The organism is Streptomyces sp. NBC_01241 (genome assembly GCF_041435435.1).
Taxonomy (GTDB): domain Bacteria; phylum Actinomycetota; class Actinomycetes; order Streptomycetales; family Streptomycetaceae; genus Streptomyces.
This window is the reverse complement of record NZ_CP108494.1, coordinates 5,055,252-5,078,745: the sequence shown is the minus strand read 5'-3', so window position 1 is coordinate 5,078,745 and position 23,494 is coordinate 5,055,252. Positions and strand designations below refer to the sequence as shown.

Genomic DNA, 23,494 nt, shown 5'->3' with positions numbered 1-23,494 from the left:
GCCGCGCGCCTGCTACAGGCTCACGCCGACCGTCACGGGTTCGTTGACGAGCGTGACGCCGAATGCCTCGTACACCCCGTCGACGACCTCACGGGCGAGCGCGAGGAGGTCCTCGGTGGTCGCGCCGCCGCGGTTGGTGAGCGCGAGGGTGTGTTTGGTGGAGATGCGGGCCGGCCCGATGCCGTAGCCCTTGGTGAAACCGGCCTTGTCGATGAGCCAGGCCGCGGAGGTCTTGGTGCGTCCCCCGTCCGCGGGGAAGGCGGGGGGCGTCACCTCGGGGCCGAGCCGGTTCCTGGCGCGGGCGAGGAACGCCTCGTACTCCGCCTCCTCCAGGACCGGATTGGTGAAGAAGGAGCCGGCCGACCAGGAGTCGTGGTCCTCCGGGTCCAGCACCATGCCCTTTCCGGCGCGGAGCCTGAGCACCGTTTCGCGGGCGGCCGCGGCGGGCACGCGCTCGCCCTGCTCGACACCCATGGCGCGGGCCGTTTCGGGGTACTTCAGGGGGGCAGACAGACCGCCCGCCTCTTCCAGCTCGAAGCGGACACGCAGCACCACGAAGCGGTCGGGTTCGGCCTTGAAGCGACTGTGCCGGTACGAGAACGCGCACGCGGCGTTCGGGACGGTGACCGTTTCGCGGGTGTACCGGTCGTAGGCGACGACCTCCGTGATGGTGGAGGAGACCTCCTGGCCGTAGGCACCGACGTTCTGGATCGGCGTCGCACCGGCGGAGCCCGGGATTCCGGCCAGGCATTCGATGCCCGCGAGACCGGCGTCGACGGTGCGGGCGACGGCGTCCGTCCAGACTTCTCCGGCGGCCAGTTCCAGCGCCGTACCGTCCAGCGTGAAGCCCTTGGTCGCGATACGCAGGGCGGTGCCGTCGAAGCCCTTGTCGCCGATGACGAGGTTGCTGCCGCCGCCGATGACGAGGAGCGGGGTGCCGCTCTCGTCGGCCTCGCGCACGGCTTCGATCACCTCGGCGTCGGTCGTCGCCGTGAGGAGGCGGGCGGCGGGGCCGCCGAGCCGGAAGGTGGTCAGGGGGGCGAGGGGCGCGTCGTGGAGTTCCTGCACGGGGACAAGAGTACGGTCCGCGCTCCCGCCGCTCGGGCGGGACCACGGACCGTACGCGCGGGGCCGCGGCTCAGGCGGCGACGGGCATGCACTCCTCAGCCGTCCCGTCCGCCGTCTCCGGCGCCGGCGCCGAGGCGTGGCGGCGGCCCGGGATGAGCAGGGCGACGAGGGCGGCCAGCGCCACCACGCCGGCGCCTGTCCATACCGCCGGAACGGTCCCGTCCGTGAAGGACCGCGCGGATTCGTACCCGCCCTGCGAGGAGAAGACCGTGGCGAGCACGGCGACCCCGAGGGCTCCGCCGACCTCGCGCAGGGCGTTGTTGGCGCCGGAGGCGATGCCCTGCTCGGCGGGGCGGACGCTGGACATCACGAGGCTGGCGGCGGGTGCGAAGTACATGGCCATGCCAACGCCGCCGACGATCAGACCGGGCAGCTGCGAGACGTACGAGGCGTCGGGGCCGATGACCAGCGCGAAGAGGGCGAGGCCGGCTGCCTGGAGGGCGAGCCCGGCCACGACCACCGGGCGGCCACCGAAGCGGTCGGAGAGCATCCCCGCGACGGGCGCGACCAGCATCGGCATTCCGGTCCAGGGCAGCATCCGCAGGCCGGCCTCGGTGGGCGAGTAGCCCAGCACGCCCTGGAGGTATTGGCTGAGCAGGAAGATCGACCCGAACATCCCGAGGAACATCAGCAGACCGGCCATGTTGATCCCGAAGAACGCGCGGCTGCGGAAGAGCCGCATGGGCAGCATCGGGTTCTTCGCGTGGAAGCCGTGGTGGATGAACCCGCCGACGAGCGCGGCACCGGCGACCAGCGCGGTGAGGACGGTGGGGCTGGTCCAGCCGTCGGAGTTGGCGTTGACCAGGCCGTAGACGATGCCGAAGAGCCCGCCGCTGACCAGGAGTGTGCCGGGGATGTCGAGCCGGGAGTCCGGCGCATGCGACTCCGCCAGACGCAGTCGCGCCAGGGGGAGCAGCGCCAGACCGATCGGGACGTTCAGCCAGAAGATCCACTGCCAGGAGAGGTGCTCGGTGAGGCTGCCGCCGATCAGGGGGCCACTGGCCACGGCCAGCCCGGTGACTGCGCTGAAGATGCCGAGCGCGGTACCGCGACGGGCGGGTGGCACGGCGGCCGTGAGCAGGGTGAGCGTCAGCGGCATCATGATCGCCGCGCCCACGCCCTGGACGGCCCGGAAGGCGATCAGCTCGTTGATCCCGGGCGAGAGGGCGGCCGCGGCGGAGGCCCCGGTGAAGACGGTGAGCCCGGTGAGGAAGAGCCTGCGGCGGCCGAACCGGTCGCCGAGGGCGGCCCCGAGCATCAGCAGCATGGCGAAGGTGAGGGTGTAGGCGTTCACCGTCCATTCGAGCTCCGCCAGTTCGCCGCCGAGGCTCTTACGGATGGAGGGCAGTGCGGTGGTGACGACGAGGTTGTCGAGGGCCGCCATGAATCCGGCGACGCTGGTGATGACGAGGGCCCAGACCGCTCCTGGGCGGCCTGCCGTGTGCTGGTTCACTGCTCCCCCTGGGGGTTAGTTATCAATGACTAACTTCTCTGGGCAGAAAACCGGGCAGAACCCGGGTCGCACTGTTCAGGCGGTCGGCCTGGCCTCGTCGTAGAACCCCGACCAGACCCGGTGCCCGGCCGGGAAGCCGAACGAGGCCAACGTGTTGATGAGCATGCCGTACGCCCAGAACGTCGTCGTTTCCTTGACGTCGGCACCCAGGGCGAGATGGGTCTCGTCCCACATCTTCAGCCAGGCGGCACGCGCCGCGTCACCGAATTCGTGATCCCCGGACGCGTCGGCACTCGCGACGGCCGCATAGGTCTGCATCTGCATCTGGAGCTTGTCGGGGTCGTCGACGATGAGCCGCTGGTACGCGGCGGCCATCGCCCTCACCGCCTCTTCGCCCTCAAGCCCCTCGGCGGCGTCGGCGAAGACCTTGCGGGTGTCCGCGAGGCACCGCTCGACGGCCGCGAGGAACATGGCCTGCTTGTTGGGGAAGAGACGGAAGAGGTACGGCTGCGAGACACCGACGCGCTTGGCGATCGCCTCGGTGGAGGTGCCGCTGTACCCGCCGCGGGCGAACTCGGTGATCGCCGCACGAATGACACTCTCTCGCCGCTCTTCCGCGCTCATCCTTGCCATGGGAATAAGTTAGTGCTCAATCACTAACTTGGTCAACCGGTCCACAGGCACGGATGTTCACCAGCACGGATGAGGGGCACGGCCCCGTGGACCGTGCCCCTCACTTTTCCCGCGCGGTAGGGCCTCAGCCGAGCCGCACCACGGCGCGGGACATGCCCAGCACCTTCTTGCCGTTGCTCATGGCCGTCAGGTCCACCCGCACCTGCTTGTCGTCCAGCAGGGCGGCCACCTTGGCGCTGACCTCGATCAGGGCGCCCTTGTCGTCGTTCGGCACGACGACCGGCTTGGTGAACCGCACTCCGTACTCGACGACCGCACCGGGGTCGCCGACCCAGTCCGTGACCACCCGGATCGCCTCGGCCATGGTGAACATGCCGTGCGCGATCACGTCCGGCAGTCCGACCTCGCGGGCGAACTTCTCGTTCCAGTGGATCGGATTGAAGTCACCGGAAGCGCCCGCGTACTGCACCAGCGCCGCCCGGGTCACCGGGAAGGACTGCGCCGGCAGCTCCGTACCGACCTCGACCGACTCGTACGCCACCTTCGCCGTCATCACGCCTCCTCGGCGGCGCGCGCCACCAGCTTCGTCCACGCGGTCACGACATGCTCACCGGACTCGTCGTGGACCTCTCCGCGGATGTCCAGGACGTCATTGCCCGCCAGGGACTTGATGCCCTCGATCGTCGACGTGACCGTCAGCCGGTCCCCCGCCCGCACGGGACGCACGTAGGCGAACTTCTGGTCACCGTGCACCACGCGGCTGTAGTCCAGGCCCAGCTGCGGGTCCTGCACCACCTGCCCGGCGGCCTTGAAGGTGATCGAGAAGACGAACGTCGGCGGCGCGATCACATCGCTGTGGCCGAGTGCCTTGGCCGCCTCGGGGTCGACGTACACCGGATTGGTGTCGCCCACCGCCTCGGCGAACTCGCGGATCTTCTCCCGGCCGACCTCGTACGGCGGGGTGGGCGGATAGGACCGCCCCACGAAGGACTGGTCGAGCGCCATGAGCTCGCTACCTCCTGGTGAAAGATGAAAAGGCCGAAGAACAGCCCCATACAACGACACGAGGCCGCCCCCAGTGGGGACGGCCTCGTGTACGAGCCTGTTTCAGCGGGTTTCGCGGTGCGCAGTGTGCGAGTTGCAGCGCGGGCAGTGCTTCTTCATCTCAAGACGGTCCGGGTTGTTACGCCGGTTCTTCTTGGTGATGTAGTTCCGCTCCTTGCACTCCACGCAGGCCAGCGTGATCTTCGGGCGGACGTCGGTGGCAGCCACGTGAGTGCTCCTTGGACGGACGGATGGACGGATGAACGCAAAAAAGAGTAGCCGATCGAAGGACCGACCCCACAATCGGCTACCGTAAGTAGCGGTGACCGGACTTGAACCGGTGACACAGCGATTATGAGCCGCTTGCTCTACCGACTGAGCTACACCGCTTTGATGACGAGTCCCCCCGCCGAAGCGGGGTTTCCCGATCACCAGAGCCCCAATGCGGAATCGAACCGCAGACCTTCTCCTTACCATGGAGACGCTCTACCGACTGAGCTATTGGGGCGAGCGATGAAGACATTACACGGTCGGTCGCCGATCGCCCAAATCCGTTTCGAAGCCCCATCCGACGCCCCTGATCGACACCCCGCCGATCCCTTGATCAGCGGCCTTCCGCCCGCCCGTCAGCCGCGCTCCGGCCCGCCCATCAGCGGCCTTCCGGTCCACTGGCGGCAGCATGGTCAGCGCCTCGGCCGCCGCATGAGCCACTACGCCCCCGCCGTACACCCGTGCCCCGGATACCTCCCAGGGCCACACCGGTACGACTATTTCGCTCCTCCTCGAACCGGGCCGAACACGCCCCTAGGCTCGTCTCACTCTGCGTGATCTCGTACCCCTTCCCAGGAGCGCGATGCCCGACAGCCAGCCGCGGCAGCCGGACGACCATGCCGCCGACGCGGCCGATGCGACCAGCAGCCGCGACCCCGCCGCCACCGCCGAGACCGGCGCCCTGGTGCTCTGCGGCGCCCGTCTCACGGACGGCCGCATCGTGGACGTACGGCTCGGCGGCGGCCGCATCGAGGCCGTCGGCACCGCGGGCAGCCTGACCACTCCCGGCCCACGGGTGGACCTGCGCGGATATCTGCTGCTCCCCGCCCCGGCCGAACCCCACACCCACAGCGACACCGCGCTGACCGCCGATGGTGCGGGCCCCGACACCACCCCGGGGCCCGTGTCGCACCGCCCCGAGGACATCCAGCGCCGCGCCACCGAGGCCGCTCTGCTGCAGCTCGGCCACGGCGCCACCGCACTGCGCGCACACGTGCGGATCGGCTCCGTCCAGGGCCTCGCCTCCCTCGAAGCCGTGTTGCAGGCACGCGGTTCGCTGCGCGGACTCGTCGAACTGACCCCGGTCGCCGTACCCGGTCTGCTCACCGGCGTTGCGGGCGCCGACAACCTGGCCATGCTGCGCGACGCGGTGAAGATGGGGGCCGGCGCGGTCGGTGGCTGTCCCGACCTCGACCCGGACCCGGCGGGGTACGCGGAGGCCGTCCTGGAGATCGCCGCCGAACAGGGCTGTCCCGTCGATCTGCACACGGACGGCGCCGATCCGGCCCGGCTCGGCCGGCTGGCCGCCATGGCCGGCGGGCTGCGGTCCGGCGTCTCCGTCGGCCCGTGCGCGGGCCTCTCCCGGCTCCCCGCCCAGGCCGCGGCCCGGGCCGCCGACCAGCTCGCGGCGGCCGGGGTGACGGTCATCTGCCTCCCCCAGGGCGGCTGTTGCGGGATGGAAGGCCGGGGCACCGCCCCCGTACGGCTGCTGCGGGCGGCCGGTGTGCGGATCGCGGCGGGCAGCGGGGCGCTGCGGGACATCGCGAACCCGGTGGGGCGCGGGGATCCGCTGGAGGCCGCCTACCTGCTGGCCTCGCAGAGCGGGATGCGTGCCGCCGAGGCGTACGAGGCGGTGTCCTCGGTCGCGCGGAAGGCGATGGGGCTGCCCGGGATCCGGGTGGAGGCGGGCTTCCCGGCCGAGCTGCTCGCCGTACGCGGGGAGCAGCTCTCGGGCGTGCTGTCGCTCGCCTACAGCCGGATCGTGGTGCATCGCGGCCGGGTGGTGGCGCGGACGAGCGCGGTGCGCGAGTACTGCGACTCGGAGACCGTCTGGGCCCTCGGGCTGCCCCGCCAGGGGCGGCCGGATTCCGGGCTCTGCGGCGGGCCTTGAGCGCGGCGGCCCGCCGCGGCGTACGGTCGTCACCATGCGCATTGTCATCGCAGGTGGACATGGTCAGGTCGCGCTGCGGCTGGAGCGGTTGCTCGCCGCGCGCGGGTACGAGGCCGTGGGCGTCATCCGGAATCCGGAACAGAGCGAGGACCTCCGGGCGGCGGGCGCCGAGCCGGTCGTCCTGGATCTCGAATCGGCCTCCGTGGAGGAGGTGGCGGAGGTGCTGCGCGGCGCCGACGCGGTGGTCTTCGCGGCCGGTGCGGGCCCGAACAGCGGCTCGGCACGCAAGGAGACGGTGGATCGCGGCGCGGCGGTGCTGCTCGCCGACGCGGCCGAACGGGCGGGGGTACGGCGCTATGTCATGGTGTCGTCGATGGGCGCCGGCCCCGATCACCGGGGCGACGACACCTTCGACGTGTACCTGCGGGCGAAGGGCGCCGCGGACGCGTACGTGCGCTCCCGGACCGCACTCGACTGGACGATCCTGCGCCCCGGAATGCTGACGAACGACGCGGGTACGGGGACGGTCCTCCTGGCCGCCTCCACCGGCCGCGGACCGGTGCCCCGTGACGATGTGGCGGCGGCGCTGCTGGAGCTGCTGGAGACCCCGGCGACGGCGGGGCTGACCCTGGAGCTCATCTCGGGGAACGTGCCGGTGTCGGTCGCGGTGAAGGACGTGGCGGGGAACTGAGCCGTTCACGGCGATGCGGTCCCCGGTGGTCATGGCAGGGGGCCGCTCCTAGTCAGCCGCGCGGTGCCGGGCGGACCGTGATGCCGTGGCGTTCCAGCAGGGCGGCGGTGACGCCGTCGCCCTCGCGGAGCTCGCCCGTGAACGTACCGTCATAGACCGTGCCACGCCCGCACGAAGGGCTGCGCGGCATCAGCAGTGCCTCCGTGCACCCGGCCCGGCGCGCAGCGTCCAGCGCCCGTCGGGCGCCGTCCACGAACTCCTCCGTCACGTCGTGACCGGTGTCGTCGACGACACGGGCGCGGCCGTCCAGTACGTCGTGGCCGTCGCCGCCGACGATCTCGGCGGGGCGACGTGGGGTGGGCAGCCCGGCGGCCACCTCGGGGCAGAAGGCGACGGGGCGGCGGTCCCCGACCGCCTCGGCCACTGCGGCGGAGGCCTTGCCGCGGCCGTCGAAGCGGCAGGGCACACCGTGCAGACAGGCGCTGACCAGCACAGGTTCCATGTTCACGACCCTCGCAGCCGAAGCCGCGGCACACGTCGCGGCAGAAACAAAGAAGGCCCCTGTCCTAGGACAGGGGCCTTTCCATGTGGCGGCGCCAGGGTTCGAACCTGGGTAGGCTGAGCCGGCAGATTTACAGTCTGCTCCCTTTGGCCACTCGGGCACACCGCCAGGGATTGCTGCCGTGAGAACCGCTTTTCCGCGGTGCTCCGTGGCAACGACGTAAACGATACCCGATGCCCGGGGGTGCTACGCCACTGGATTGATCAGCGGCCCGATCCGGCGTGGGTGGCTAGGCTTTGACCGGCGGCGCGGCGCCGACAGGCCCACGATCGCCCGTATGCACCCCCGTTTCCCAGCACCCCGATACAAGGAGCCACACGTCATGGCCGACTCCAGTTTCGACATCGTCTCGAAGGTCGAGCGGCAGGAGGTCGACAACGCCCTCAACCAGGCCGCCAAGGAAATCTCGCAGCGTTACGACTTCAAGGGCACCGGCGCCTCGATCTCCTGGTCCGGCGAGAAGATCCTGATGGAGGCGAACGGCGAGGAGCGGGTCAAGGCGATCCTCGACATCTTCCAGTCCAAGCTGATCAAGCGCGGCATCTCGCTGAAGTCACTGGACGCGGGCGAGCCGCAGCTGTCCGGCAAGGAGTACAAGATCTTCGCCACGATCGAGGAAGGCATCTCCCAGGAGAACGCCAAGAAGGTGGCGAAGATCATTCGCGATGAGGGTCCGAAGGGCGTCAAGGCGCAGGTCCAGGGCGATGAGCTGCGGGTCAGCTCGAAGAGCCGGGACGACCTGCAGGCCGTGCAGGCGCTGCTGAAGGGCCAGGACTTCGACTTCGCCGTGCAGTTCGTGAACTACCGGTAGGTTCCCGGCGGGTCCTGCGCCTTCCGGTCGCGCTCCTTGCGGGTGCGGGGCGGGAGGCGCAAGGCCCGGATGTGATGTCCGAATACCGCCGGTCGCGGCGGCGCGGGGGACGCAGACTTGTCCGTGCCGGACGGCGATCCCGCCGACTTCCGGCAGGTAGGGCAAGGAGACGGTCATGACCATGTACGCAACGGTCGACAGCCCGCTGGGCGAACTGCTGCTGGCCGGTGAGGCAGCCTCCGTCGCGGCCGGAGGGGTCGCGCTCGCCTCACTCTCGCTGCCCGGCCAGAAGGGCGCCGCGGTCGTCCAGGACGGATGGACCCACGCGCCGGAGGCCTTCGCGGGCATCGCCGCACAGCTGCGGGAGTACTTCGCCGGGCGGCTGACCCGTTTCGACATCGTGTACGCGGACGGCCGGGGCACCGACTTCCAGCGCCGGGTCTGGGCGGCTCTGGACACCGTCCCGTACGGGGAGACCGTCTCGTACGGACAGATCGCCGAACGGATCGGTGCGACCGGGGCCGGCGTGCGGGCCGTGGGGACGGCGATCGGGCGCAATCCGCTGCTGGTCGTACGGCCGTGCCACCGGGTGATCGGCGCGGACGGGGCCCTGCGGGGTTACGCGGGCGGCCTGGAGCGCAAGGAACAGCTTCTGGGGCTGGAAGGCGCCCTGGCGGTGCGCTGACATGTCCGGGCTCTTTCCGAGGCCGCGGGCCGTCGTCGCGCCGGGGGCCGTGCACGTGCCCGAGTGGCTGCCGCCGGAGCGCCAACGGGAGCTGGTGGCCGCCTGCCGGGAGTGGGCGCGGGGGCCCGTGCCGCTACGGCACACGGTGCTGCCGGGCGGTGGGGTGATGTCGGTGCAGACGGTCTGCCTGGGGTGGCACTGGCAGCCGTACCGGTACTCGCGTACGGCCGACGACGTGAACGGTGCCCGGGTCGCCGATTTCCCCGGCTGGCTGGCCGAGTTGGGGCGTAAGGCGCTGGCCGACGCGTACGGGGACGAGAGGGCGGTCCGGACGTATGCGCCGGACACCGCCCTCATCAACTTCTACGACGACACGGCGCGGATGGGCATGCACCAGGACAAGGAGGAGCGGTCCGGTGCTCCGGTGGTGTCGCTCAGCATCGGTGACACCTGTGTCTTCCGCTTCGGGAACACGGAGCACCGCGGAAAGCCGTACACGGATGTGGAGTTGGCCTCCGGCGACCTGTTCGTCTTCGGTGGACCTTCGCGCTTCGCGTACCACGGTGTGCCGAAGATCTGCCCGGGGACGGCGGATCCGGCGACGGACATGAGTCGTGGCCGGCTCAATCTGACCCTGCGCGAGACCGGGCTGGATGCGCCGGGCGCCGGGCGTTGACGGTCGTCAGCGGCGTTCGCGGGAGTTTCCGAAGAGGAGGCGGTAGGCGATCAGCAGGACCAGCGAACCGCCGATGGCCGAGATCCAAGTGGCCGTGTCGTAGAAGTCGTTGGAGATGGGGCGGTCGAGGAAGCGCGACGATATCCAGCCGCCGAGGAAGGCGCCGACGATCCCGATGAGGGTGGTGCCGACCAGGCCGCCCGGGTCGCGGCCCGGGAGCAGGACCTTGGCGATGGCGCCGGCAAGCAGTCCGAGAATGATCCAGCCAATGATGCTCATGCGTGCGAACCTACCCGTCACTCGTTCCTGGAATCCAAGACGTTCCTGCCGGTCGGGCGGTTGCGTGGTCCGCGATCCGGGGTTCGCGGTGACGGGCGGGGCCGGCCCCCGTTCGCCCATGGGTCATACGAGGGCGCTGAAATCCGGCCAGGGCGCCATCTCGGCCCCTTCGTCCTCGGACTCCTCGCAGTACCACGCGGTGCCGTCCAGCCAGCTGTGGAGCCACTGGGCGAGGTCGGGCCGGTCCACGTACCAGGCACGCTCCGGCTCGTCGGCGTTCGACTCGAAGAGCAGCACCGTGGTGTGTTCACTGCGGCAGTCCACGCAGGAGTACATCCCGCACCCCAGGCTGCATATCGGCAGTACGCCCTTCGGCCACGGCCAGCCGCCCTCGTCGGCCGCGGCCCTGCGGTGCGCGAGGTACTGCGCGACGGCGGACTCCTCCCCGTCCGGGCCGCGGTCGCCGATCAGCGGCATCAGGCCGTACTCCGGTCCGAAGCCGCCGTTGGCGATCCGGGTGTACAGCGCGGTGAGCAGCGGCGGCAGGGTGAAGCCGAGGGCCGCTTCGGCCCGCTCGACGGCCTCGGCGGGCAGCGGGGCGGGGAGGGGGTGCTTGTCCCGGCGCGGGGCGGTGTGTGCGGTCTTCTCCACGGCTGCCAGCAACTGCTCGGTGTCGTTCATGGGTTCATGCTGGAGGACGGCACTGACAATCGCCGTCGGCGCGTGAATCGGGGCCACGATCGCCCCTCCTGCTTCACTCCGGTTCCGGCCCCGGGCGCCTGGGCCTGATACTGGGCACTGAGCAGGGCCGACGGACGAGCGAGACGGAGCGCAGAGATCATGAAGCCTCTTCAGTTGATCCTCAACATCCTGTGGGTGGTGTTCTGCGGCTTCTGGATGGCCCTCGGCTACGCGGTCGCGGCGCTCATCTGCTTCATCCTCATTGTGACCATCCCCTTCGGCATTGCCTCTCTGAGGATCGCGGGCTTCATCCTGTGGCCTTTCGGCCGGACCACCGTGGAACGGCCCGACGCGGGGGCACCCTCGTGCGTGGGCAACGTGATCTGGCTCGTCTTCGCCGGCTGGTGGCTCGCGCTGGGGCACCTGCTCACGAGCATCCCGCTGTTCGTGTCGATCATCGGCATCCCCTTCGGCTGGGCGAACCTGAAGATGATCCCCATCTCCCTCATGCCGCTGGGGCGAGAGGTGGTCACGACCGACGAGGCGTTCGGAGCCCGGTGACGGCGAAGTGCTCGCGCCTGCGGGGCACAGAGCCTGTCTCGTACGGATCATGAGGGGCCCGCGGGGCCCGGCACCGGTTGCGCCGCAGCCGTCCACCTCACCGACTTCGGGCCCTCACCGGCGTCAGGTCGATCCTGGCCCGGGTTGCGAGCCCGGTCGTCGCTATCGGCTCCGGGGTCGGCCTGTGGATGACGCGGAGCCCTGTGGATGACGCGGAGCAAAGAAGCCGCGTAGACCCTTGGGCTGCGGGTTCCCGGCTGGAGTGACGGCTCACGGCGGTCCGTCGCGGAGGCGACTGTCCTGCGCACGGCTCCCGGGCCGTCCCCCCTCAGGGGCGATGCCCTGCCATCTGTTCCAGTCGGGCGATGCGCTCCGCCATCGGCGGGTGTGTCGAGAACATCCTGGACATGCCCTGGCCGGGGCGGAAGGGATTCGCGATCATCATGTGGCTCGCGGTCTCGATCCTCGGCTCGGGGGGCAGCGGGAGCTGTTTCGTTCCCGCGTCCAGCTTCCGCAGGGCGCTGGCGAGGGCCAGCGGGTCGCCGGTCAGCTGGGCGCCCGAGGCGTCCGCCTGGTATTCACGGGAGCGGCTGACGGCCAGTTGGATGACGGAGGCGGCCAGCGGGCCGAGGATCATGATCAGCAGCATGCCCAGGATGCCCGGGCCCTCGTCGTCGTTGGACCGGCCCACCGGAATCAGCCAGGCGAAGTTGACCAGGAACATGACGACGGAGGCGAGCGCTCCGGCGACGGACGAGATCAGGATGTCGCGGTTGTACACATGGCTCAGCTCGTGGCCGAGGACGCCGCGCAGCTCCCGCTCGTCCAGGATCTGCAGGACGCCTTCGGTGCAGCAGACCGCGGCGTTGCGCGGATTGCGGCCCGTCGCGAAGGCGTTGGGGGCCTGCGTCGGGGAGATGTAGAGCCGGGGCATCGGCTGGCGTGCGGCCGTCGAGAGCTCGCGGACCATGCGGTAGAGCTGAGGCGCCTCGAATTCGCTGACGGGGCGGGCGCGCATGGCCCTGAGCGCCAGCTTGTCGCTGTTCCAGTACGCGTAGGCGTTGGTGCCGACGGCTACGAGGAGCGCGACGATCAGGCCCGTACGTCCGAAGAAGCTTCCGATGACGATGATGAGTGCGGACAGGCCCCCGAGGAGTACGGCGGTTCTCAGCCCGTTGTGCCGGCGGTGCACGGTACGCCCTCCAAGTGGTGCGGCAGGGGAACCCTTTGCTTGGTGGTCTCCACTCCCTCAGTGGAGCCTCCCGTACAGGTCAACGCCAGGCGAAGAGAGCTAGTTCCCTTGTGCCCGCGGCCGCGGGACCGGGCCTGTCCGGCGCTTTCGGCCCGGCGCCGGGCTCTGGACCGAACGGGTCAGGGCCTGTCCGGCCATGAGGGGCCGGACAGGCCCTGAGAGGCCGTGCTCATGTCGATCCGTTGTCGATCCGTGCCGGACGGCTCAGCGCTGGGCGGGGAGACCGGCGAGTACGAGGGCCTCGGGGTCCGGCTTGATCTCACTGGTGCAGTGGGCACAGCGGGAGGCGATGGCCGGGATCTCGGTGTAACAGCGGGGGCAGTCGCGCAGGGCGGCCTTGATGTCGACCTGCTCCTCCGCCTTGGAGAAGCGGTTCTGGACCTTCGTCATGGGGACGACGACGCCGAAGTAGAGCACCGCCGCGGTGATCAGGAAGGCAATGGCGGCGGCAAGGAACTTCCCGTACGGGAAGATGGCGCCGTCGACCGAGAACTCCGCCGAGCTGAAGTCGCCGACGGAGCCGGTGGCGAGGCCGATCAGCGGGGTGATGAAGGCGGTACTGAATCCGGTGACGACTGCGGTGAACGCCGCTCCGACGGCCAGCCCGATGGCCATGGAGACGACGTTTCCGCGCAGGATGAAGTCCTTGAACCCGTTCAGCACTGCTCTTGCTCCTCTGGGACCTGGGTGCGTGTGTGGGGATGTGCGGCCATGACCTTGCCCCGTGGGGACCGTTCCGGGCAAACCGATCTTGGGTATGTCAGAAGAGATTGACGGCGGCGAATCTGAGGACCGTCTGCGGAGCACCGGAGAGGACGACGCCGGCGACGGCGGTGAGAGCGATCGCGAGGGTGACGGGCGTCGGGGCGCGGTGCCTGGCGGGAGCGGGTACGGCCGTGTCCGCGGCTGTGGCCTCCTCCGCCGGGGCCTGGGTCTCTTCGGGGGCGCGGAAGAGCGCCGCGGTCCACTGAAGGTAGTAGAAGAGCGCGATCACGACGTTGACGGCCATGACGACCGCGAGCCAGCCGAGTCCCGCGTCGACGGCCGCGGAGAAGACCGTGACCTTGGCGAAGAGGCCGACGATGCCGGGCGGCAGGCCGGCCAGACAGAGCAGGAAGAAGGCCATCGCGAGGGCGACGAGGGGGCGGGTGGCGTACAGACCGCGGTAGTCGGAGATCCGGTTCCCGGGGTTCGTACGGGCGACGAGGGCGGCGACCGCGAAGGCGCCGAGGTTCACGACGGCGTACATGAGGGCGTACGCGACCGTCGAGCCGATGTGCTCGTCGCTGGAGTACGCGGCGGCGGCGATCGGAACCAGGAGGTAGCCGGCCTGGGCGACGGACGACCAGGCGAGCAGGCGTACGGCGCTGCGGACGCGGGTGGCGCTCTGGCGCAGGGCGGCGACGTTGCCGATGGTCATGGTGAGCGCGGCGAGGACGGCGAGGGCCGGGCCCCAGACGTCCGCGTACGCCGGGAACGCGATCACGGTGACGAGGATGAGGCCGGAGAAGCCGACCGCTTTGCCGACGACCGAGAGGTAGGCGGCGACCGGCAGGGGGGCGCCCACGTAGGTGTCCGGCACCCAGAAGTGGAAGGGCGCGGCGGCCGTCTTGAACGCGAAGCCGACCAGGGTGAGGACGACGCCCGCCTGGGCGAGGGTGTCGAGCTGTCCCGGTACGTCGTCGAGCCGGGCGGCGATCTCCGTGAGGTGCAGGGTGCCGGTGGTCGCGTACACGAAGCTGACGCCGAGCAGCATGACGGCGGTGGCGACGACGGAGGAGAGGAAGAATTTCAGCGCGGCTTCGGAGGACCGCCGGTCGCCGCGCTTGATGCCGACGAGGGCGAAGGCGGGCAGCGAGGCGACTTCGAGGGCGACGACGAGGGTGACGAGGTCGCGGGCGGCGGGCAGCAGCGCGGCGCCCGACGCTGAGGACAGCAGCAGGAACCAGAACTCGCCCGCGGGAAGTCTGCGGATGTCGCCGAGGGAGAGCAGGGCGGTCAGCAGGGCGCCGCCGAGTACGAGTGCCTGGATGACGAGGGCGAAGTGATCGGCGGTGTAGCTGCAGGCACCGGGGGCACCGGTGCCGGTGGTTGCCGCGGTGAGGCAGAAGGTGGAGTGGTCGCCGTCGCGCAGGGGGACGAGGAGGGCGAGTGCGGCGACGAGGCCGGCCATGGTGACCCAGCCCAGGATCTGCTTGCGCTCCGCGGGGAGGAAGAGGTCGGCGACCAGGACGATCAGAGCGACGGCCGCGACGACGACCGGGGGCGCGATCGCGAGCCAGTCGACGGACTGGACGAGGCTGGTGGTGCTGTCGGCCGCTGCGGTGACGACGCCCGGGGTGACGACGGCTGTGGTCACGACTTGCCTCCTGCGAGGAGCTTCTGCACGGCCGGGTCGGTGAGGCCGAGGAGGACGGCGGGCCACAGGCCGGCGAGGACGGTGAGGGCTACGAGCGGGGTCCAGGCGGCGAATTCGTACATCTGGACGTCGGCGAGCTGCTGCGGCTCTGCCCGCTTCTCACCCATGCAGACGCGGCGTACGACGATCAGCATGTACGCGGCGGTGAGCAGGGTGCCGAACGCGGCGATCGACATGAAGGTGAGGAAGGCGGGGCGGCTGAGTCCGTCGGCGGGGTCGAAGGAGCCGAACAGGGCGAGCATCTCGCCCCAGAATCCGGCGAGCCCGGGCAGGCCGAGGGAGGCGACGGCGGCGAAGGCGAGGAGGCCGCCGAGCCGGGGTGCCCGGCCGTAGAGCGCGGCCCCGGTGGCGCCGGAGAGGGTGTCGAGGTCTGCGGTGCCGTACCGGTCCTTGACCGCGCCGACCAGGAAGAACAGCAGGCCGGTGATGAGGCCGTGGGCGATGTTGGCGAAGAGCGCGCCGTTGACTCCGGTGGGGGTCATGCTCGCGATGCCGAGGAGTACGAAGCCCATGTGTCCGACGGAGGAGTACGCGATCAGGCGCTTCAGGTCGCCCTTGGAGCCGGGGCGGGCCAGCGCCAGGCAGGCGAGCGATCCGTAGACGATGCCGACGACCGCGAAGGCGGCGAGGTAGGGCGCGAAGGTGTGCATCCCGTCGGGAGTGATGGGCAGCAGGATCCGGACGAACCCATACGTACCCATCTTCAGCAGGACGCCCGCGAGCAGGACCGAGCCGACGGTCGGGGCGGCGGTGTGGGCGTCCGGGAGCCAGCTGTGCAGCGGCCACATCGGGGTCTTCACGGCGAGCCCGATGCCGATCGCCAGAACCGCGATGACCTGCACGGACGAGGTGAGCCCACGGCCGTTGTCAGTGGCGAGTGCCACCATGTCGAAAGTGCCGCTCTTCAGTCCGATGAGGAGCAGGCCCAGCAGCATGATCACCGAGCCGAGCAGTGTGTAGAGGATGAACTTCCAGGCGGCGGCCTGCTTCTGCGCACCGCCCCAGCGGGCGATGAGGAAGTACATCGGGATGAGCACCATCTCGAACGCCAGGAAGAACAGCAGCAGATCGAGGACGGCGAAGGTCGCGAGGGTGCCGGACTCCAGGACGAGGACGAGTGCGACGAAGGCCTTCGGGGAGGGGCCTTCAGGCATTTTGAAGTAGCTGTACAGCGCGCAGAGGAAGGTCAGCAGCGCGGTCAGTACGAGAAGGGGGAGCGAAATGCCGTCGATGCCGAGATGGATGCGGACGTCGAGCGCCGGAATCCAGCTGATGTCGGTGGTGGCCTGCATCTTCGACGGGTGGTCGTGGTCGAAGCCGGCGGCCAGCACGATCGCGGCGATGAGGACCGCTCCGGTGACGGTCACGCCGTGGCGCAGCACGGCCTGGTCGGGGCTGGTTCCCTTCAGCCCGGGCGGGGCCGGCAGGAGAGCGGCCACGGCGCCGATGAGCGGGACGACGACGATGAACGCGAGAAGGAACTGCATCACGGATTCACTGATATCGATCACGGCTCACGACCCGGCGTTGACGTTGGCAAAGACGACGGCGGCGATCGCCAGGACCAGGGAACCGGCGAGCAGTGCGCTGAGGTAGGTCTGCACGTTGCCGGTCTGGGCGCGGCGGACGGCGGTGCCGAGCCAGCGTGCGCCGGTGCCGGAGCCGCGTACGTAGGTGTCGACGACCTCGCGGTCCAGGAAGCGGACGAGGCTCGCCGCGGCCTGGACGGGGCGGACGAACAGGGTCGTGTACAGGGCGTCGAGGTGGAAGCCCGCGGCGGCGTGGCGGTGGAGCGGGCCGAGCAGCAGGCGGCCGGGGTCGGCCGGGTCGGGGGCGTCCCCGTAGGCGCCGTAGGCGGCGGTGTGCGCCGAGAGGGCCTGGGCCTCGACGAGGGCGGGTTCGGCGTCGGGATGGGCGACGACCGTGCCCACGGGGGTGCGGGCGGCGAGCGCCGAGGTGTGGCGCCAGGCACCGTAGGTGACGAGGCCGCCGGCGAGGCCGACGCCCGTGGAGAGGACGGCGGTGGTCAGGGACGGGGCGAGGCTGTGGCCGTCGAACCAGTCGGTGATCACGCCGACGGTCAGTCCGAAGGCAATGGTGGGGACGGCGAGGACCCACAGGACGGTGGTCATCGCGACGGGCTGCCGGCCGTGGTCGGGGGCCTCGGCGCCGCGGCCCCGGAAGGCGAGGAGCCACAGACGGGTGGCGTACGCGGCGGTGAGGACGGCGGCGAGCAGTCCGGCGACGAGGACGGTCCAGCCTGCGGCGGCCGGGGCGACGTGCCGTTCCCCGAGTGCGGTGTGCTCGGCGGCGACGAGGACGGCTTCCTTGGAGAAGAAGCCGGCGAACGGCGGGATGGCGGCGAGCGCGAGGAGGGCGACGGTCATCGTCCAGTAGGCGTCCGGGATGCGCTTCGCCAGGCCGCCCATCCGGGACATGGCGGCCAGTGAGTTGGTCCCGGCGGCGTGGATGACGACGCCCGCCGCGAGGAAGAGGACGGCCTTGAACGCTCCGTGGGAGAGGAGGTGGAAGACGGCGGCACCGCGGTCGCCGACGGCCAGGGCGCCGGACATGTAGCCGAGCTGGCCGATCGTCGAGTAGGCGAGGACGCGTTTGATGTCGTCCTGGGCGAGGGCGGCGAGTCCCGAGCCGATCATCGTGACCGCGGCCATCACGGCGAGGACGACGAGGGCCGCGCCGGACTGGGCGAACACGGGCAGGAGCCGGGCCACGAAGTAGATGCCGGCGGCGACCATCGTCGCGGCGTGGATCAGCGCGGAGACGGGGGTGGGGCCGGCCATCGCGTCGGGCAGCCAGGTGTGCAGGGGGAACTGCGCGGACTTGCCGGCGACACCAGCGAGGAGCAGCAGGGCGATGAGGGTGGGGTGGTCCAGTCCGCCGTTCGCGACGGCGCCCAGGATGCGGGTGATGCGGAACGAGCCGGCGTCGGCGGCGAGTGCGAACAGACCGATCAGGAAGGGGACATCGCCGAGCTTGGTGACTAGGAAGGCCTTGAGGGAGGCGGCGCGGGCTTCGGGCGTCTCCCAGTAGTGGCCGACGAGGAAGTACGAGCAGATGCCCATGATCTCCCAGCCGACCAGGAGCACCATCAGGTCGCCGGAGTAGACGACGAGCAGCATCGCGGAGGTGAAGAGGGAGACGAGGGCCGCGTACGAGGGGTAGCGGGGGTCGTCGCGCAGATACGCGGTCGAGTAGATCTGCACACAGGTCGCGACAAGCCCGACCAGGACGGCGACGAGGACCGCGAAGCCGTCGAGGTGCAGGGCCAGGTCGACCGGGACCGAGCCGGTGGGGGTGAGCCGGGTCGCCGCGTCGATGGCCCGGCCGCCGCCCTGGCGCGAGGCGACGGCGACGGCGAGGACGAAGGCGGTGAGGGTGGGCAGTACGGCGAGGGGGCGTACGTAACCGGGGGCACGGCGTCCGAGCAGGAGACCGGCCGCGGCGCCCAGGAACGGAAGGAGGGGGACGAGGACGGCGAGGGTCGTGGTGGTCACGTGGTGGCCTCTGCCTTCTTTGCCTTCCCTGCCGGAGCAGTGGCCTGGTCTTCGGTGTCGCCGGCCTCGTCGCCGGGGAGGGTTTCGGCGTCGTCGGTCTCGGCGGTATCGCGCAGGCGGTCGACGTCGGAGCTGCCGCGGTTGCGGTAGACGGCGAGGACGATGGCGAGGCCGATGCCGGTCTCCGCCGCCGCGATGGCGATGGTGAAGAGGGAGAGGGCCTGGCCGGAGTGCAGGGCGTCGCGGAGCCAGACGTCGAAGGCGACCAGGTTGAGGTTGACGGCGTTGAGCATCAGCTCGACGGACATCAGGACCAGGATCGCGTTGCGGCGGGCGAGTACTCCGTACAGCCCGGTGCAGAAGAGGAGGACGGCGAGCACGGCGGGATAGGCGAGGTGCATCAGCTCTGCTCCTTACCGCGCTTGCGGGACAGGACGATCGCGCCGACGAGCGCGGCGAGCAGCAGGACGGAGAGCGCCTCGAACGGCAGCACCCAGTGCCGGAAGAGGAAGGCGCCGGTCACCTCGGTGGAGCCCTGGGCGGGACCGTCCAGGGTGATCCAGGTGGCGCGGAAGGCGTCGACGACGACCCAGACGAGCGTGCCGGCGGCGGCGACCGCCACACCCAGGGCCGCCCAGCGGTTGCCCGAGTCGGCGTCCGGGGAGCGGCCGATGGGGGCCTTGGTGAGCATCAGCCCGAAGAGAAGGAGGACGACCACGGAACCGACGTAGATCAGTACCTGCACCCAGGCGATGAACTCCGCGGTGAGCAGGAGGTACTCGACGGCGAGACCACCGAGCGCCACGACCAGCCAGAGGGCGGCATGCACCAGCTGCTTGGTCGTGACGGTGACGAGGGCCGCGCCGAGGGTGGCGATGCCGACGAGGACGAAGGCGATCTCGATGCCGGTCGGGGAGAGGAAGCCGGAGTGGGCGGAGTCGGCCGCGAGGGCGGAGTGCGCTGCGGCGGCTGCGAGTGTCACTCCTCCCCCTCTTCCTTCTGATTCTGCTGGGTCGCTCGGGCCTGCTGGGCTTCCTGGTTCTGCTGGGTTTCCTGCGCCTGCTGGGCTTCCTGCGCCTCCTTGGCGCGCTGGGCTTCGAGTTTCTCCGCCGTCTTGCGGGCGGCGGCGATCTCCTTCGGCTCCTCGGCACCGGGGTCGAGCGCGGGCGGTTCCGGCACCGTCCACATCCATGCGCGGAGCTTGTCGCGCTCATGGGTGAGTTCGAGGATGTCCGTCTCCGCGTACTCGAACTCCGGCGACCAGAACAGTGCGTCGAAGGGACACACCTCGATACAGATACCGCAGTACATGCAGAGCGAGAAGTCGATCGCGAAGCGGTCGAGGACGTTGCGGCTGCGTTCGCGTCCGCCCGGGGCGGCGGCGGGCACCGTCTCCTTGTGGGAGTCGATGTAGATGCACCAGTCCGGGCACTCACGGGCGCAGAGCATGCAGACCGTGCAGTTCTCCTCGAACAGCGCGATGACGCCGCGGGAGCGGGGCGGGAGTTCGGGCTGGACGTCCGGGTACTGAGCGGTGACCGTCTTCCTCGTCATGGTCCGCAGGGTGACGGCCAGGCCCTTGGCCAGGCCGGAGCCGGGGATGCGGGGCCGGGAGGGCGGGAGTGGCGCAGCCATCAGTTGATCGCCACCTTCACGATGCCGGTGAGCGCGATCTGCGCGAGAGCGAGCGGGATGAGCGTGGTCCAGGCGAGCTTCTGCAGCTGGTCCTCGCGGAGCCGGGGATAGCTCACGCGCAGCCAGATGACGACGAAGGCGAGGACCGCGATCTTGAGGAGAGTCCAGACCCAGCCGAGTCCGTCGGCGCCGAACGGGCCGTGCCAGCCACCGAGGAAGAGGACGGTGGTCAGTCCGCACAGCACGACGATGCCGGCGTACTCGGCGAGCAGGAACAGCGCGAAGCGCAGGCCGGTGTACTCGGTGTACGCGCCGAAGATAATCTCCGAGTCGGCGACCGGCATGTCGAACGGCGGGCGCTGCAGTTCGGCGAGTCCGGCCACGAAGAAGACCAGGGCGCCGACGATCTGCCAGGGCAGCCACCACCACTCGAAGGCGTCGAGGATGCCCGGGAGGGAGACAGTGCCGGCCGCCATCGCGACGGAGGCGGCGGCGAGCAGCATCGGCAGTTCGTACGCGAGCAGCTGGGCGGCGGTACGGAGGCCCCCGAGGAGGGAGAACTTGTTGGCGGAGGCCCAGCCCGCCATCAGCGAGCCGAGCACGCCGACGCCCATCACGGCGAGCACGAAGAAGATGCCCGCGTCGACGACCTGGCCGACCGCGCTCTCGCCGGGGCCGATCGGGATGGCGACGAGCACGAGGAGGTACGGGAGCAGTGCGACGGCCGGTGCGAGCTGGAAGATACGGCGGTCGGCCTCGGCCGGGACGATGTCTTCCTTCTGCGCGAACTTCACGCCGTCGGCTACGAGCTGGGCCCAGCCGTGGAAGCCGCCCGCGTACATGGGTCCGAGGCGGCCCTGCATATGGGCCATCACCTTGTGCTCGGTCTGTCCCACGACGAGGGGGAGAACCATGAACACGGCGAAGACGATGACGAGCCGGAGGGCGACGTCGAGTACGTCGTTCACGCGGTATCGCCTCCGGCGGGGCGGTCGGGGGTTTCGGTTTCGGGCTGCTCGGTTTCGGCAGGGGGCGAGGTCGGGGTCGCGGGCCGGTTCGGGGTGTCCGGGTTGTCCTCCGTCGTGCCCTGCGGCTGCGACGTCCCAGGGTCCGAGGACGGTTCGGGGGTGGTGTCGAAGGCCGGGCGGGCGTGGTGCCAGGGCGCGTCGGAGCTTCCGGGGGCCGACTCCGCCGTCCCGGCCCCGGCGCCCGTTGCCGGCTTCGTTGCCTCCGTTGCCTGCTCCGTTGCTCCCGTTGCCGGCTTCGTTGCTCCCGTTGCCGGCTTCGTTGCTCCCGTTGCCTGCTCCGTTGCTCCCGTTGCCGGCTTCGTTGCCGGCTCCGTTGCCTCGCGCTGCTGGCTCGCCGAGCCCTGGGAGGCGCTGCGGGTGCGGCGCGGGGGCGCGGCGGGAGTGGTCGCGGCTCCCTCGGCTCCGGCCGCCGGTGCGGCTGTCTCCTGCCGCTGGCCGGCCGAGCCCTCGCTCGCGCTGCGGGTGCGGCGTACCGGGCGGTCGCCCGCCGCGCGTGCGGCGCGGGCCGGGCGGGACGGGGCGGGCGGGAGCTGGCCCTTCAGGGGGCCCCATTCGTTCGGGTCGGGGACGCCGGGCGGCAGCATCGTGCGCCGCTTCGGGCCGCCGTGCTCCGACTCGCCCGGCTCCTTCGCACCCGGCCAGGCCTTCGCGACGCGTGCCGCGAGCACGAAGTCCTTGCGCAGCGGGTGCCCCTCGAAGCCCTCGGGCAGCAGCAGCGGCACCAGATGCGGGTGGCCCTCGAAGCCGATGCCGAACATCTCGTGTGTCTCGCGCTCGTGCCAGGCGGCGCCCGCGTAGACGTCGATGGCGGTGGGAAGGACGGCCGCCTCGTGCGGAACGGTCGTACGGATCAGGAGACGGCGGACCCTGCCCTCGGACAGGGCCGCGACGTGGGCGCAGACCCGGAAGCCGGTGCCCGGTTCGTCGACCGCACTCAGCCAGTCGAAATAGGTGCAGCCGAGCCGGTCGCGGGCCGTTTCGAGGGCGGTGGTCCAGGAGGCGGCCGGTACGTCGACGGTCAGCAGGTCGTACGCGTACGCGGCCGTCGCCTCCTCGCCGAAGTACTCGGCGGCGGCATCCGGCAGGCGGTCGTAGCCCTCGGCGGCGGCGTCAGGGGTGCTGGTCATCGCGGTCCTCCCCCGGGGCCGGCGGGGCGGCGACCAGGCCGCTGCGCAGCGCGGTCGTGGAGGGACGGCTGCCGCCGCCCGTCGCGTACCGCTCGCCCAGCGACTCGCGGGCGATCTTCTCCTGGAGCTTGAGGATGCCCTGGAGGAGCGCCTCGGGCCGGGGCGGGCAGCCGGGTACGTAGACATCGACCGGAATGATCTGGTCGACGCCCTTCGTCACGGAGTACGAGTCCCAGTAGGGGCCCCCGCAGTTCGAGCAGGCGCCGAAGGAGATGACGTACTTGGGCTCGGGCATCTGCTCGTACAGCCGCTTCACGGCCGGGGCCATCTTGTCCGTCACCGTGCCGGAGACGATCATGAGGTCGGCCTGGCGCGGGCCCGGGGCGAACGGGATCACGCCGAGCCGGATGAAGTCGTGCCGGGCCATGGACGCGGCGATGAATTCGATGGCGCAGCAGGCGAGCCCGAAGTTGAAGACCCAGAGGCTGTAACGGCGGCCCCAGTTCAGGACCACCTTCATCGGCTCGGGGGCCAGGCGCGACAGGACGCCGAGCCGCTTGGGCTCCGGCAGGAACGTCGGAACGGCCTGCGGTTCGGAGCCCGTCTCGGGGTCCGGTCCCGGCTGCGTCGCGGGCCGGTGCTCGGGGGGCGGCGTGCTCGTCACGTCCATTCGAGGACGCCCTTCTTCCATGCGTAGAGCAGTCCTACGGCCAGGAAACCGAGGAAGATGAACATCTCCACCAGGGTCGTCGCCCCGTATCCGGGTGCGGCGAATACGGTCGCCCACGGAAACAGGAAGATCGAGTCGACGGCGAAGATCACGTACAGGAAGGCATAGACGTAATAACGGACCTGGGTATGTGCCCATCCTTCACCCACCGGGTCCACACCGCACTCGTACGTCAGGAGCTTCTCCGGCGTGGGAACCACGGGCCGCAGCAGCCGGCCCGCCCCGAAGGCGACGGCGACGAACAGCACGCCGATCACGGCGAGCAGTCCGACCACGGAATAGCCGTGGAAGTAGTCCGACGCGAGAACGGTCGATTCCGGCAGTTCCGTCACGTCCGCCCCTCGCTCCCTCAAACCCGTTCGACGATCTGTACGCAGGGGAGTCTAGGCCCTGCCAAAGAGCCCTGTTAAAGAGAGGGTAAGC

At 70.4% G+C, this 23,494-nt stretch carries 27 protein-coding genes and 3 tRNA genes; 6 read left to right on the top strand and 24 right to left on the bottom strand.

Features of this window, described 5'->3' with window-relative positions; genetic code table 11:
- Nucleotides 1-12: 12 nt before the first annotated feature.
- From OG306_RS22785 to OG306_RS22750, 8 genes are all read right to left on the bottom strand, one after another.
- Entirely contained in the window at nucleotides 13-1,068 is a 1,056-nt protein-coding gene (locus tag OG306_RS22785) for a UDP-N-acetylmuramate dehydrogenase (RefSeq protein WP_266747942.1), read from the bottom strand.
- 70 nt (nucleotides 1,069-1,138) lie between these two features.
- Complete coding sequence (locus OG306_RS22780; protein ID WP_266747941.1) at nucleotides 1,139-2,581, bottom strand: MFS transporter; 1,443 nt, start codon at nucleotides 2,579-2,581, stop codon at nucleotides 1,139-1,141.
- 75 nt (nucleotides 2,582-2,656) lie between these two features.
- Complete coding sequence (locus OG306_RS22775) at nucleotides 2,657-3,205, bottom strand: TetR/AcrR family transcriptional regulator (protein ID WP_266752356.1); 549 nt, start codon at nucleotides 3,203-3,205, stop codon at nucleotides 2,657-2,659.
- A gap of 133 nt (nucleotides 3,206-3,338) precedes the next feature.
- Nucleotides 3,339-3,767, bottom strand: coding sequence for a MaoC family dehydratase (locus tag OG306_RS22770; RefSeq protein WP_266747940.1), 429 nt, complete (start codon nucleotides 3,765-3,767; stop codon nucleotides 3,339-3,341).
- Entirely contained in the window at nucleotides 3,767-4,219 is a 453-nt protein-coding gene (locus OG306_RS22765) for a MaoC family dehydratase N-terminal domain-containing protein (protein ID WP_266747939.1), read from the bottom strand. Before OG306_RS22765 ends, OG306_RS22770 begins: the two co-directional genes overlap by 1 nt.
- A gap of 102 nt (nucleotides 4,220-4,321) precedes the next feature.
- Nucleotides 4,322-4,486, bottom strand: a complete 165-nt coding sequence (gene rpmG, locus OG306_RS22760) for a 50S ribosomal protein L33 (RefSeq protein ID WP_003956487.1) — start codon at nucleotides 4,484-4,486, stop codon at nucleotides 4,322-4,324.
- Between the two features lie 89 nt (nucleotides 4,487-4,575).
- Nucleotides 4,576-4,648 (bottom strand) — tRNA-Met (locus OG306_RS22755).
- 45 nt (nucleotides 4,649-4,693) lie between these two features.
- Nucleotides 4,694-4,766: transfer RNA gene (locus OG306_RS22750), tRNA-Thr, on the bottom strand.
- Nucleotides 4,767-5,111: 345 nt separating this feature from the next.
- On the opposite strand from OG306_RS22750, the gene OG306_RS22745 reads away from it, so the two are divergent.
- A complete protein-coding gene (locus OG306_RS22745; protein WP_266905737.1) occupies nucleotides 5,112-6,419 on the top strand; it encodes an amidohydrolase family protein in 1,308 nt (435 codons plus the stop codon).
- Between the two features lie 34 nt (nucleotides 6,420-6,453).
- The gene (locus OG306_RS22740; RefSeq protein WP_266747937.1) at nucleotides 6,454-7,110 is read left to right on the top strand and encodes an SDR family oxidoreductase; all 657 of its coding nucleotides are present in this window, start codon (nucleotides 6,454-6,456) and stop codon (nucleotides 7,108-7,110) included.
- A gap of 52 nt (nucleotides 7,111-7,162) precedes the next feature.
- On the opposite strand, the gene OG306_RS22735 is transcribed toward OG306_RS22740, so the two are convergent.
- Nucleotides 7,163-7,612, bottom strand: a complete 450-nt coding sequence (locus OG306_RS22735) for a DUF523 domain-containing protein (protein ID WP_266747936.1) — start codon at nucleotides 7,610-7,612, stop codon at nucleotides 7,163-7,165.
- Nucleotides 7,613-7,698: 86 nt separating this feature from the next.
- Nucleotides 7,699-7,780 (bottom strand) — tRNA-Tyr (locus OG306_RS22730).
- Nucleotides 7,781-7,994: 214 nt separating this feature from the next.
- Between OG306_RS22730 and OG306_RS22725 the strand changes: the two genes are divergently transcribed.
- The 3 genes from OG306_RS22725 to OG306_RS22715 all read left to right on the top strand — a co-directional run bounded on the left by OG306_RS22725 (nucleotide 7,995) and on the right by OG306_RS22715 (nucleotide 9,844).
- Nucleotides 7,995-8,483 carry a YajQ family cyclic di-GMP-binding protein gene (locus OG306_RS22725; RefSeq protein ID WP_030926258.1) on the top strand — a complete coding sequence of 163 codons (489 nt, stop codon included), beginning with the start codon at nucleotides 7,995-7,997 and terminating at the stop codon, nucleotides 8,481-8,483.
- Nucleotides 8,484-8,658: 175 nt separating this feature from the next.
- Nucleotides 8,659-9,168 carry a methylated-DNA--[protein]-cysteine S-methyltransferase gene (locus tag OG306_RS22720; RefSeq protein ID WP_266747935.1) on the top strand — a complete coding sequence of 170 codons (510 nt, stop codon included), beginning with the start codon at nucleotides 8,659-8,661 and terminating at the stop codon, nucleotides 9,166-9,168.
- A 1-nt stretch (nucleotide 9,169) separates the two neighbouring features.
- On the top strand, nucleotides 9,170-9,844 hold the full coding sequence (locus OG306_RS22715) for an alpha-ketoglutarate-dependent dioxygenase AlkB family protein (protein WP_266747934.1): 675 nt from the start codon (nucleotides 9,170-9,172) through the stop codon (nucleotides 9,842-9,844).
- Between the two features lie 6 nt (nucleotides 9,845-9,850).
- Here OG306_RS22715 and OG306_RS22710 read toward each other — a convergent pair whose 3' ends face one another.
- Together OG306_RS22710 and OG306_RS22705 are read right to left on the bottom strand one after the other, a co-directional pair.
- Complete coding sequence (locus tag OG306_RS22710; RefSeq protein WP_266747933.1) at nucleotides 9,851-10,123, bottom strand: GlsB/YeaQ/YmgE family stress response membrane protein; 273 nt, start codon at nucleotides 10,121-10,123, stop codon at nucleotides 9,851-9,853.
- Between the two features lie 123 nt (nucleotides 10,124-10,246).
- Nucleotides 10,247-10,804: an SMI1/KNR4 family protein gene (locus OG306_RS22705; protein ID WP_266747932.1), complete on the bottom strand. Its 558-nt coding sequence runs from the start codon at nucleotides 10,802-10,804 to the stop codon at nucleotides 10,247-10,249.
- 159 nt (nucleotides 10,805-10,963) lie between these two features.
- Between OG306_RS22705 and OG306_RS22700 the strand changes: the two genes are divergently transcribed.
- The gene (locus OG306_RS22700; RefSeq protein ID WP_266747931.1) at nucleotides 10,964-11,365 is read left to right on the top strand and encodes a YccF domain-containing protein; all 402 of its coding nucleotides are present in this window, start codon (nucleotides 10,964-10,966) and stop codon (nucleotides 11,363-11,365) included.
- Nucleotides 11,366-11,693: 328 nt separating this feature from the next.
- Here the strand turns inward: OG306_RS22700 and htpX are convergent, their stop codons facing one another.
- The 12 genes from htpX to OG306_RS22640 form a co-directional block, all read right to left on the bottom strand.
- Complete coding sequence (gene htpX / locus OG306_RS22695) at nucleotides 11,694-12,557, bottom strand: zinc metalloprotease HtpX (RefSeq protein WP_266747930.1); 864 nt, start codon at nucleotides 12,555-12,557, stop codon at nucleotides 11,694-11,696.
- Between the two features lie 264 nt (nucleotides 12,558-12,821).
- On the bottom strand, nucleotides 12,822-13,280 hold the full coding sequence (mscL, locus tag OG306_RS22690) for a large conductance mechanosensitive channel protein MscL (RefSeq protein ID WP_266747929.1): 459 nt from the start codon (nucleotides 13,278-13,280) through the stop codon (nucleotides 12,822-12,824).
- A 97-nt stretch (nucleotides 13,281-13,377) separates the two neighbouring features.
- Complete coding sequence (locus OG306_RS22685) at nucleotides 13,378-14,976, bottom strand: NADH-quinone oxidoreductase subunit N (RefSeq protein ID WP_266747928.1); 1,599 nt, start codon at nucleotides 14,974-14,976, stop codon at nucleotides 13,378-13,380.
- The gene (locus OG306_RS22680) at nucleotides 14,973-16,523 is read right to left on the bottom strand and encodes a complex I subunit 4 family protein (RefSeq protein WP_266752355.1); all 1,551 of its coding nucleotides are present in this window, start codon (nucleotides 16,521-16,523) and stop codon (nucleotides 14,973-14,975) included. Before OG306_RS22680 ends, OG306_RS22685 begins: the two co-directional genes overlap by 4 nt.
- Nucleotides 16,524-16,550: 27 nt before the next feature.
- Nucleotides 16,551-18,551 carry an NADH-quinone oxidoreductase subunit 5 family protein gene (locus tag OG306_RS22675; protein ID WP_327258885.1) on the bottom strand — a complete coding sequence of 667 codons (2,001 nt, stop codon included), beginning with the start codon at nucleotides 18,549-18,551 and terminating at the stop codon, nucleotides 16,551-16,553.
- The gene (gene nuoK, locus OG306_RS22670; protein WP_266747926.1) at nucleotides 18,548-18,952 is read right to left on the bottom strand and encodes an NADH-quinone oxidoreductase subunit NuoK; all 405 of its coding nucleotides are present in this window, start codon (nucleotides 18,950-18,952) and stop codon (nucleotides 18,548-18,550) included. The genes OG306_RS22675 and nuoK overlap by 4 nt, the downstream gene beginning before the upstream one ends.
- A complete protein-coding gene (locus tag OG306_RS22665) occupies nucleotides 18,952-19,533 on the bottom strand; it encodes an NADH-quinone oxidoreductase subunit J family protein (RefSeq protein ID WP_266747925.1) in 582 nt (193 codons plus the stop codon). The genes nuoK and OG306_RS22665 overlap by 1 nt, the downstream gene beginning before the upstream one ends.
- Nucleotides 19,530-20,186 carry a NuoI/complex I 23 kDa subunit family protein gene (locus tag OG306_RS22660; RefSeq protein WP_266747924.1) on the bottom strand — a complete coding sequence of 219 codons (657 nt, stop codon included), beginning with the start codon at nucleotides 20,184-20,186 and terminating at the stop codon, nucleotides 19,530-19,532. Before OG306_RS22660 ends, OG306_RS22665 begins: the two co-directional genes overlap by 4 nt.
- The gene (locus OG306_RS22655; protein ID WP_266747923.1) at nucleotides 20,186-21,154 is read right to left on the bottom strand and encodes a complex I subunit 1/NuoH family protein; all 969 of its coding nucleotides are present in this window, start codon (nucleotides 21,152-21,154) and stop codon (nucleotides 20,186-20,188) included. Before OG306_RS22655 ends, OG306_RS22660 begins: the two co-directional genes overlap by 1 nt.
- Nucleotides 21,151-22,341, bottom strand: coding sequence for an NADH-quinone oxidoreductase subunit C (locus OG306_RS22650; protein ID WP_266905741.1), 1,191 nt, complete (start codon nucleotides 22,339-22,341; stop codon nucleotides 21,151-21,153). The genes OG306_RS22655 and OG306_RS22650 overlap by 4 nt, the downstream gene beginning before the upstream one ends.
- Nucleotides 22,325-23,011 carry an NADH-quinone oxidoreductase subunit B gene (locus OG306_RS22645; protein WP_266747921.1) on the bottom strand — a complete coding sequence of 229 codons (687 nt, stop codon included), beginning with the start codon at nucleotides 23,009-23,011 and terminating at the stop codon, nucleotides 22,325-22,327. Before OG306_RS22645 ends, OG306_RS22650 begins: the two co-directional genes overlap by 17 nt.
- Complete coding sequence (locus tag OG306_RS22640) at nucleotides 23,002-23,403, bottom strand: NADH-quinone oxidoreductase subunit A (RefSeq protein WP_266747920.1); 402 nt, start codon at nucleotides 23,401-23,403, stop codon at nucleotides 23,002-23,004. Before OG306_RS22640 ends, OG306_RS22645 begins: the two co-directional genes overlap by 10 nt.
- Nucleotides 23,404-23,494: the final 91 nt, after the last annotated feature.